Origin of the sequence: Nocardiopsis halotolerans DSM 44410 (genome assembly GCF_000341065.1) — a bacterium.
GTDB classification, from domain to species: domain Bacteria; phylum Actinomycetota; class Actinomycetes; order Streptosporangiales; family Streptosporangiaceae; genus Nocardiopsis; species Nocardiopsis halotolerans.
In genome coordinates, this window is record NZ_ANAX01000066.1 from 1 (window position 1) to 9352 (window position 9352).

A 9352-nucleotide genomic window follows, 5' to 3' on the forward strand; every position below is an offset into this window, starting at 1 on the left:
CTGCCGTGCGGGGGTCAGGGTCGTGGAGCGCCGCATGAGAAGCTGATCCCCGAAGGCCCGAGTCCCGTCCGCACGGAACCGCCCCGTGCCCACTGTCCGCTCAGACGGGGCGGGACGCGCCCGCCCGCACGGGTTCCCTGTGTGGTGGCCGCACCCCAGCGCGCGTTCCCCACGCCTCACCCGACGGACTCACCCCCCGGGACAGCCAGGCGCCCGGGCGCCTGAACCACCTGGGCCACCCAGGAACCTGGGCACCTGGGCACCTGGGCACCTGGGCACCTGGGCACCCAAAACGAACCAGGTGACCGGGCCGCCCAGGCAACCGACCCACCGGCCAACCGGGTGCCCGGCCCACTGGATCGGGCGGGCCACAGGGTTCAGAGCGTGAGGATGCGGTCGGCCTCCCGCAGGCCCGAGAGCAGGGCGCCGTGCACGGTGGCGGTGTGCTCGATCTCGGTGGCCTCCCCGCCGAAGAACACCCGCCCGCCGAGCGGCGAAGCCAACGCCACCCGGTCGCCGTCCCCCGAACCGACGGCCGTGTAGGAGAAGCTCCCCCGGGCGAACGGGTCGTCCGCCCAGTTCGTGCGCAGGTGGTCCACCGGGTCCGGCGCCTTGCGGAACAGTCCGCGCAACGAGGCCATCGCGTGCCCCACGACGTCGGCGTCGTCCCAGCCCTCCAGGAACCGGGCCGCGTTACCACCGTTACGGCAGACCAGGATCGGCGCGCCCAGGACCCGCTGGCCCGCGTACCAGTGGAACCACGTTCCCTCCTCGGTGCCCAGGTGGACCAGGACCTCGGCGTCTCCCCAGAACACGTCGTCGAAGCGCAGGAACAGCTTCTCCAGGCGGCCGTTGCCCAGCCGTTCCACGGCGTCGCGCTTGTCATCGGGCAGCGGCGGATCGAAGTCGACCCGTCCGGCCTTGAGCACCCCCAGGGGCAGGGTCACCAGGACCCGGTCGGCCGCCAGGACCTCCTCCCCCCGAGGAGTGTCCACGTGCACGGCGGCGCCGTCGTCGTCGTGGGACACCGACCGCACCACGTGTTCCAGGCGCACGTCCAGCCCCCGTGCCAGGTGGTCGGTGACCTGCGCCATGCCGTCGGGGAAGACGACGTCGTCGCCGCTGAACTCGTGCAGGGCCGCCACGGCGGAGAAGGCGACCTGGTCGGCGTCGGCGCCGTGGTCGGCCTCGACGAGGCGGTGCACGATCTCGTTGGCGTCGCGTGCCCGTGCCCGTACCAGGTTGGCGTCGTAGAGGGCCTGTTTGATGCCCTCCTCCATCGACTCCTGCGGAGTGGCGCCGACGGTGTCCCAGTACATGTGCTCGTGCAGGAGGTTGACGTCCTCCATGTTGCGGCGGTGGCGGTCGAAGAGCAGCCGCCTGCCCTTGGGGTCGTAGGCGGTCTCGGTCGAGCGGTTGAACACGGCCGTGCGGACACCGATCTCGCGGACGAGCCGGGCCAGGGGGTTGTTCTCGTCACCGCGCATCCAGGAGGCGCCCACGTCCAGGGTGGCGGCCGAGTCGCCCCACCCCCGCACGGAGTGGATGCGTCCGCCCATGCGGTCACGGGCCTCCACGACGGTGACGCGCTCACCCTCCTCGGCGAGCCGGTCGGCGGCGGCCAGCCCGGCCAGCCCCGCGCCCACCACGATGGTGTGCCCGCGCCCGGATTCGGCCTCCCGCCCGCGCGGAGGGGAGACGCGCGCCTCCTCCCCGTCCTCTCCCCCGATGGTCTCCTCGGTCCCCTCGCTGACGTCCCCCGGGTCAGTCATGTACCTCCCCCTCCGGTGTCGGCGCCCGACAGCAGCGACTGTAAGCCGTCCCCGGACCGATGTCCGGGGACGACACCCGCTCTCCCTCCACGTCCGGCCCGGAGTCCGGACCGGACGTGCGGGTCAGGCGCCCGGGTCAGGCGTTGCGGTCACCACCCATGGGCGGCTCCCCCTCGTCGTTCTCCATGTCGATCCGCTCGCGGCGGCGCTCACCCTGGACGTGCTCTTCACGGGTGACGTCGCGCTTGCGGACGTGGACCTCCTCGACGGGGACCTGCTCCTTGGAGACGACGGGCCGCTCCTCGTAGAGCGTGAAGGACTCCTCGTCCTCGCCCATCTCCCTGGCCTCGGGCACCGCGGAGGGGTCGTCGATCCGGCGCCGCTCGACCTGGAGCTCGTCGTGGTGCAGCGGCACCGACTCGTCGAACTGCTCGGTCTCCACGTACTTCCGCATCCGGGCCCGGCCGCTCTCACGCCGCTCCACACCGATGTCCACGCGCTCCTCCGAGCGCGTCATGGCCGCGTCGTCACGCTCGCCCGCGCCCATGTCGGTCCGGCCGGTGGCCATCGGCCCCGGTCCGGCCTCGGCCTCGGTGCCCTGCCGACCCATGACGCCACCGTGCTGGGCGTAGTACTCGCGGACGGTCTGCTCCTCCTCGGGGGAGATGTGCCGGTCCGCGTCGATGTGCGGGGCGTCCTTGACCGTGCTCTTGTCGTAGGGAACCCGGATGTCCTCCTCCACCGGCTGGGAGCCCTGGAGCGGAACGAGGGTCTCGTGCCTGCCGAACAGGCCGGTGTGCACGGACACCCAGCTCGGCTGGTCCGTGTTGTCGTCCAGGTAGACCTGGTTGATCCTGCCGACGTTGTGACCCTCCTGATCGAGGACGTTGTGCCCGATCAGGTCTGCGGGTGTGCGATCGCGTGCCACGATGTCCCCCCATGGTTGTGCGGTCGACGCGGGGCCACTGAAGCTCCCCAACGCTGTCCGCACACTCCCCTACCCGCCACGAACTGGGAGAACAGCACCACAGGCCCTCCACTAACCAGGTGTGAACGAGTATTGGCGGGGTTTTTCCTCCGGGCCCCCGTCATTGGTGCCGGACTTGCGTTCCCCTACCCGCACGAGACGTCCGCACCACAGGACGGCCACCACGGGTGATCAAGTGATTCCGGAAAGATGTGAAACGGGTGTCCTGCCGTCTTCCCTGGGGACCTGTCCCATACGCGCCGCCTCCGCCCTCCTCGTGGCCCCGGTCCCGGCCTCCGCCACGATCGCGGCCTCCGTTCCGCTGGTGACGGCGGCCAAGCGGCACGCGGGCGCCGAACGGTGCGCGACGCCGGGGCCCCAGGGGGCCGGGCCCCGACGTCGCTGGTGGGTGGATCCCGGGTCAGCAGGTCTGGTCGCTGCTGTTCTGGAAGGTGACGTTGCGGACGGTCAGGTTCACCGAGCACGGCCGCTCGACGAGCGCCGTGTCGACCAGCGTCAGGTTCTGGAACGTGACGTCGGAGGTGTTGGCGAACTCCGAGCGGGCCGCGATCCGGACGGTGCCCGGTCCCGCGATCGTGCCGCCCTGCTCGCCGATGGTGACGTTGTGGCAGTTCTCGATGAGGACCGCGTTGTTGCCGGTGTCGGCGATGTCGACGCGCTCGATCACCGCGCCGCCGCTCTCGGAGACGCAGAAGATCCCCCGGCCGCCACCGCGGGCGCGGACCTCGCCGACCCGGATGTTGGTCGGGTGGTCGCCGTTGAGGCGTCCGTTGCGGTTGGCCATGCGGAAGGCCGCGTAACCGGTGCCGGTTCCGGCGCCCTCGGCGTCCACCAGGCCGACCGTGGCGTTGACGGTGTCGTTGAGCAGCAGGCCCGAGTAGCCGGTGTCGCGCGCGGTGACGGTGCCGATGGTCAGGCCGTCCACCCCGTAGGTCTCCACACCGTGGTTGTCGGTGCCCGACACGTACACGTCGTCGATGCTGATGTCGCGGGCCTCGCGGACCGCGTCGTTGTCGCGGCTGTCGATGCGCATGCCCAGACCGCTGGACAGGCGCAGGTCGATCTGCCCGAAGTGGACGTTCTGCGAGGTCCGGACGTAGACGCCGAAGTACGGGGAGCCGGTGACCGACAGGTGCGGAACGGAGACGTCCCGGGCGTGCCTGATGCGCACGGCGGCGTTGTTCCCGGTGGCCGACCCGGTCACGTCGATGGTGCCGCAGACCTCCAGGGAGGTGTGGCTGGGCAGGTCCAGCGAGGCGTTGCCCGGGATGGACCCGGAGCCGCGCACGACCACGCGTTCCTGGGAGGTGCGGCCCGGGGAGAGGCTGTCGACGGCCGCGCGCATGGCGGCGAGCATGTCACCGCCGGTGTAGACGGTGTTCCCACCGTTGCGGGCGGTCCAGGTGGAGCCGCTCCGCACCGCCTCGGCGTGGTGGGAACCGCTGCCGCAGTCGCCGTCGCCTCCGCCGTCGTCGCCGTCGACGCGGACCAGGTCCCAGACCTGGTTGGCGCCGCCGAGCGAGTCGTACTGGGACAGGCGGTCGCCCGGGGTGGTGCTCCACTCCCAGATCTCCAGGGCCTTGCCGCTGTTGCGGTTGATCAGCTGGACGCCGCCGCCCGTGTCGACGGGGCGCCACTGCTGGTTGGGGGAGCCGTGGGCGGTGAACTGGCGGATCTCGGCGCCGTTGGCGGTGGAGTGTTCCCAGACGTCGATGGCCTTGCCGCTGTTGCGGTTGACGATCATGTAGTAGCCGTCGCCGGTGGGAACGAAACGGAACTGCTGCCAGGGGCGGTCGGTGCGTTCCCACTGGATGATCCGGGCGCCGTCCTCGGTCCCGGCGCTCTCGACGTCGGCGACCAGGCCGCTGTGGTGGTTGCGCAGGACGTAGTGGGCGCCGGTGTCGATGTCCGCGGCCTGTGCCGGGGTCATCGCCGCCGCTGAGAGGCCGCCCGTGCAGAGGACGACGGCCAGGGTCGCGTACAGGAACCGGCGCAGGCGCGGCAGGAACGTGCGTGGGGGTGGTGGCGCGGTCCGGGCCGTGCCACGGGGGTTCGGGGGGTTGATGGGCACTGTTGCTCCTCATGTGCGAATCCCCGGACGGCGGTGTCCGGAGGGGTGAGGGTTAGGGAGCGCTCCCATGCAACGGGAAGTTAACACGAAAAACGTTTTTACGGTAGCCGTGCGACTACGGTCAGAAAGGAACCGGGTGCCGCGGAGAGGTTCCCGACCTGGCGTCGGCGCAGTGAGTCGACCACCAGAGGGGCGGACGCCGCGCGGACGGCCGGGGAACGTCCGTGCCCGCGCCTCCCCACGGAGGAGGCCTCGGGTGGGAAAATCGTTCGCCCTGCCGGGATTGTCCGGACCGGCGACCGCCGAGAGCGCCCGGACCGGGTTCCGCGGACCGGAGCCGCGCCGAGGACCACGAAACCCCGGAGACCGTGGGGCCTCCGGGGCTCGGCGCCGTGGGGCGTCATGGCACCGCATGGGCCGGGCGCGTATGCGTCGCGCCAGAAGCCCGTGGGTTCAGCGGGCCTCCTGGGACCCGTGGGGGCGCGACGTCCGGGCGTGCGCGCGTGCCGATGGGGTGCGGCGTCCGACGATCGCCGGAGCCTCGTGGACCAACGCGTCGTCGGTGATCGCCTCCACCATGAACAGCGCGAAGTCGGTGCGCCGTGTGAGGTTGCTGGCCAGGACCGGATCACCGACGTGCCGGCTCCACACCGGCAGCCCCTCGCTCTCGCCCTCCTCCAGGTCGCTGCCGCGCACGACCGTCCACCGGGTTCCGCTGTCGAACACCCGGCGGCACGCCTCCACCTGGTCGTCGACGTCGATGACGCGGGCCAGCCGCGCCAGCACGGTCACGGCCCTGACGGTCGCGCGGAACCGGCGCGAGTACACGTCCTCACCGTCGCGGGTGATGTGCCAGCCGCAGGAGAAGACCAGCCGCGCCCCCTCGGGGGCCAGGTCGAGAACGGCCTGGGCCGTTCCGGACGAGTACCCGCGGACACCCCACGGGACCAGGACCGTGAGCACCGCGTCGCACCCGGCGACCGCGCGCCCGACGACCTCCCGGTCGTCCGTCTGCCCCGGGACGACGGTGATGCGGTCCGCGAACTCCGCCAGCTTCCCGACGCTCTTCTCCCGGCACACGCCCACGACCTCGTAACCGCGGTCCAGAGCATGCCGCACCATGTACCGCCCGAGCTTGCCCGAGGCCCCGACGACGCAGACCCTCAGCGGGTCCCCGCCACCCGCCCTCTCCCGCTCCTGTTCCATTCCCGTTCCCTTCCGCCCGGCCGACGGGGGTTCCCGGGGCCACCGGCGCGCCCGCGACCTTTCTCCCTTACACCTGTAAGGCTGTACTTGGAGGCTATCCTTACACCTGTAAGGCCGTCAAGGAGAGGCGGCGAGGCGTCCACGTAGCCCACGGAGAACACAGGTGACACCGACCCCCGAACGACAGCGCGCGTCCCGCTCGTCCCTGAGCAGGGACCGTGTCCTCGAAGGGGCCGCGCGCGTGGCCGACGAGCGCGGCGTCGCCTCGGTGAGCATGCGCAAGGTGGCCGAGCACCTCGGGATCGAGGCGATGTCGCTGTACCACCACGTGGCCAACAAGGACGAGATCCTCGACGGGATCGTCGATCTGGTCTTCGCCGAGATCGAACTGCCGGACGACGCGGTCGACTGGAGGAGCGCCATGCGTCGGCGCGCGCTCTCCGCCCGCGCGGCGCTCTCGCGCCACACCTGGGCGCTGGGCCTGATGGACTCGCGCCGCAACCCTGGACCAGCGACGCTGCGCCACCACGACTGGGTGATCGGGTGCCTGCGCGGGGCGGGGTTCTCGATCGCGACGGCGGCCCAGGCGTTCTCGACCCTGGACAGCTACGTCTACGGGTTCGTCCTCCAAGAGGCGAACCTGCCGTTCGACACGGCCGGGGAACTGGAGGACGTGGCGGACACGATCCGCCAACGGCTCCCGGCCGACCGGTACCCCCACCTGACCGAGATGATCACCGACCACGCCCTGCGCCCGGGCTACGCCTACGCCAACGAGTTCGAGACCGGTCTGGACCTGATTCTCGACGGCCTGGAGAGGACCCTCGACGGGCCGGGTGGGCGCTCCGGATCGTGACCCTCCCGCCGTCGCGACGGCGCGGGGCTCGGCCCGTGACATCGTTGACGTCGTTCACGCCGCGGCACCGCGCGGTCGACGATCCCCCTGGGAGGTGGGGGAGGAATCGTCAGGCCCTGGAAGTAGACGGGTTTCCGGGACCCGACGCTGTGGGGTGTCAGGAGTTGGCGTCCACCGTCTTCAGCGAGGTGACGAAGGTGTGCCACTCGGCTGAAGCGAAGGCCAGGTGGCCCAGCTCGGGCTGCTTGGAATCGCGCACGTACGCGCCGGACTCCACATCCGCCACCTCGACGCACTCCTTGCCCGTACCGCTATAGCTACTGGTACGCCAAAGCGCCTGTGTGGGGTCGGCAGCCATCTATCCCGTCTCCTTCAGCAGATCACGGATGAACTCAGTGGAGGCACCTGCATCTAGCGCCATCTCACGGAACCTCGCGGCTGCAAGGGTATACCGCGCTACATCGTTGGCATCCTCCACATACACATCTCCGAAGAGCCCTTCCTGGTAGGCGACCGGAGCATCCTCAGGATCTGGGAACTCAAAGATGGTGAACTGACCTGATTGCCCCGTATACACCCCCTTCGAGAAAGGGACCACCTGGATGGTGATGTTGGGGCTCTGGTCGAGCTCAATCAGCCTGTTGAGCTGGTCTCTGTGCACTTCTTTGTCCAGAACAGTCCGCCGAAGCACAACCTCATCAAGTACCGCAAGCACCTCAGGCGGGCTCTTGCGAGCAAGAATCCCTTGACGCTCTATTCGCACGGACAGTTGCCGCGCCATCTCTCCAACGTCGCCAGTCGCGTGCATGGCTTGAATCGAAGCACGCGCATAGTCCTCCGTCTGGAGCAGGCCAGGCAGCAGGTTCGGCGCGTAGACGCTGATCTTGGCCGCATCGTTCTCCATCACGAAGAAGCTCTCGCCCTGGTACAGGTCCCGGTAGGCCAGCCACCAGCCGCGCTTCCAGGCGTCCTTGCCCAGCTGGAAGAGCGACTCGCGTTCGGGCGAACACACGCCGTACAGCTCCAGCAGCTCGTCCAGGTCGTCGAGGATCAGCCGACTCTCGCCGCGTTCGATGCGGTACAGCTTCGTCTTGTGCCACCCGAGCTGCCCGGCCACGTCCTCAGGACTCATGCGCCGCTCGTCGCGAAGACGCCGTAGCTCGCGCAGTAGGCGCTTCCCCCGCACCGACAGGCTGAGCCGCGTCCTCATAGTCACTCCACTCATGACGTCATCCGTTGTACGTCGGCCCATCTTGCCAGCCTCCAGCCTCATCGCGAGGACTAAAAATGCGACGAACTACTAAAGATCCCTTGCACTTACCGCCTGTAGTGTTGATGATAGAGACCAAGAGCACAGCTCAGGGGCCTTGGCGAAGTTTCCGGCTGCTGTGCCCACAAAAACGGCCCTGGCCGGGTGCGGACACACCTGACCAGGGCCTGAGCCCACAACCTGCAAGGACAGGTGAGGACCTATGTACGAGCGTAGTGCCCCTACGCCCCGGCCCCTCGGCGGCCCGAGCTGCGCCGCTACCTTGGGCGCTTCCCCAACGCGTTGACCTCCGTCAAGGACGCGCGCGACTGGCTGTCCCGCCGCATGAAGCTGTCCCAGATACCCGACTCCTCCGCCCAGGACGCCCTGCTGATCCTGAGTGAACTCGCCACGAACGCCCTGCCGCACTCCCCCACCGGAGCACGCGGCGGGGCGTTCCTCGTCTCGGTGTTCGTCTCCGCCCAGTGCCTGCGCATCTCCGTACGCGGTAGCGGCGACACCCGTTCCCCCGCCCTCCAGGCCGTTTCCGCCGATCCCGAATCCGAGCACGGGCGCGGCCTCTTCCTCATCGATGCCCTGGCCAGTACCTGGGGCGTCGAGAACACCCAGCGCGGCCCAGCGGTCTTCTTCACCATGGAATGGGACTCACAGCAGCCGCCCAAGCCCTCCCGGCAGGCCCAGCTCCCCCGGCAGGCCTCGCGGACCCACCACGGGCACCAGGCCCAGCCGTTCCACCAGCCCTCGACGGTTCCCGCGCCCCGCACGGCGCTTCGGCACCCGGGCGGGTGGTGACCGTGCCCGGCTACGCCCTCTATCCCAGCCGGAAGGTCCAGCGGCTGCGGACCGACTTCCCCGACCACCTCATCTGCGAGTTCCACGACGAGGCGGGACGGCCGGTGTTCGTCGCCACGCTGGCCCGCCGCTGCTGCCCCTGCCCGGCCGACCTGGTCACCGCCACCAGCGTGGCCGACCTGCGCCGCGCCCTGACCCCGGAGCGGAGGACCGCGAGGTGATCACCATGGACAGGCCCCAGCGGCCGAAGGTCTTCCCCCGGTGGTCGAGCCCGGTCACCTGGCCAGAACCCGCTCCCGGCACCACCCCGACGCTCGAACCGAGGACACAGCTCACGGCGCTGCGCCGCCACGGCTGGACGGCCTGGTTCGGCCAGCACACCCGCCAATACTGGGCC

The 9352-nt window shown here is 70.1% G+C and carries 9 protein-coding genes; 3 read left to right on the plus strand and 6 right to left on the minus strand.

Annotated elements, in window-relative coordinates:
* Nucleotides 1-377: 377 nt before the first annotated feature.
* The 4 genes from D455_RS0105125 to D455_RS0105140 all read right to left on the minus strand — a co-directional run bounded on the left by D455_RS0105125 (nucleotide 378) and on the right by D455_RS0105140 (nucleotide 6037).
* Nucleotides 378-1772: a flavin monoamine oxidase family protein gene (locus tag D455_RS0105125; RefSeq protein WP_017569693.1), complete on the minus strand. Its 1395-nt coding sequence runs from the start codon at nucleotides 1770-1772 to the stop codon at nucleotides 378-380.
* A gap of 136 nt (nucleotides 1773-1908) precedes the next feature.
* Nucleotides 1909-2700: a PRC and DUF2382 domain-containing protein gene (locus tag D455_RS0105130; RefSeq protein WP_017569694.1), complete on the minus strand. Its 792-nt coding sequence runs from the start codon at nucleotides 2698-2700 to the stop codon at nucleotides 1909-1911.
* A gap of 460 nt (nucleotides 2701-3160) precedes the next feature.
* Nucleotides 3161-4831 (minus strand): RICIN domain-containing protein, encoded by a 1671-nt coding sequence (locus D455_RS0105135; protein WP_026122339.1) that lies wholly within the window; start codon nucleotides 4829-4831, stop codon nucleotides 3161-3163.
* A gap of 453 nt (nucleotides 4832-5284) precedes the next feature.
* The gene (locus D455_RS0105140; protein WP_017569695.1) at nucleotides 5285-6037 is read right to left on the minus strand and encodes an NAD(P)-dependent oxidoreductase; all 753 of its coding nucleotides are present in this window, start codon (nucleotides 6035-6037) and stop codon (nucleotides 5285-5287) included.
* Nucleotides 6038-6200: 163 nt separating this feature from the next.
* On the opposite strand from D455_RS0105140, the gene D455_RS0105145 reads away from it, so the two are divergent.
* Complete coding sequence (locus tag D455_RS0105145) at nucleotides 6201-6893, plus strand: TetR/AcrR family transcriptional regulator (RefSeq protein WP_017569696.1); 693 nt, start codon at nucleotides 6201-6203, stop codon at nucleotides 6891-6893.
* Nucleotides 6894-7050: 157 nt separating this feature from the next.
* On the opposite strand, the gene D455_RS0105150 is transcribed toward D455_RS0105145, so the two are convergent.
* Together D455_RS0105150 and D455_RS0105155 are read right to left on the minus strand one after the other, a co-directional pair.
* Nucleotides 7051-7251 carry a DUF397 domain-containing protein gene (locus D455_RS0105150; protein ID WP_017569697.1) on the minus strand — a complete coding sequence of 67 codons (201 nt, stop codon included), beginning with the start codon at nucleotides 7249-7251 and terminating at the stop codon, nucleotides 7051-7053.
* The gene (locus D455_RS0105155) at nucleotides 7252-8166 is read right to left on the minus strand and encodes a DUF5753 domain-containing protein (RefSeq protein WP_083922144.1); all 915 of its coding nucleotides are present in this window, start codon (nucleotides 8164-8166) and stop codon (nucleotides 7252-7254) included. It abuts the gene before it with no gap.
* Between the two features lie 279 nt (nucleotides 8167-8445).
* On the opposite strand from D455_RS0105155, the gene D455_RS29265 reads away from it, so the two are divergent.
* Complete coding sequence (locus tag D455_RS29265) at nucleotides 8446-8955, plus strand: ATP-binding protein (protein ID WP_017569699.1); 510 nt, start codon at nucleotides 8446-8448, stop codon at nucleotides 8953-8955.
* Nucleotides 8956-8957: 2 nt separating this feature from the next.
* Nucleotides 8958-9176 (plus strand): hypothetical protein, encoded by a 219-nt coding sequence (locus tag D455_RS0105165; protein ID WP_017569700.1) that lies wholly within the window; start codon nucleotides 8958-8960, stop codon nucleotides 9174-9176.
* The last annotated feature ends 176 nt before the right edge of the window (nucleotides 9177-9352 follow it).

Coding starts and splice junctions, on each gene's coding strand:
- D455_RS0105140 (WP_017569695.1), bottom strand. CDS start 6,037: ATGGAACAGGAGCGGGAGAGGGCGGGTGGCGGGGACCCGCTGAGGGTC.
- D455_RS0105125 (WP_017569693.1), bottom strand. CDS start 1,772: ATGACTGACCCGGGGGACGTCAGCGAGGGGACCGAGGAGACCATCGGG.
- D455_RS0105155 (WP_083922144.1), bottom strand. CDS start 8,166: ATGAGGCTGGAGGCTGGCAAGATGGGCCGACGTACAACGGATGACGTC.
- D455_RS0105150 (WP_017569697.1), bottom strand. CDS start 7,251: ATGGCTGCCGACCCCACACAGGCGCTTTGGCGTACCAGTAGCTATAGC.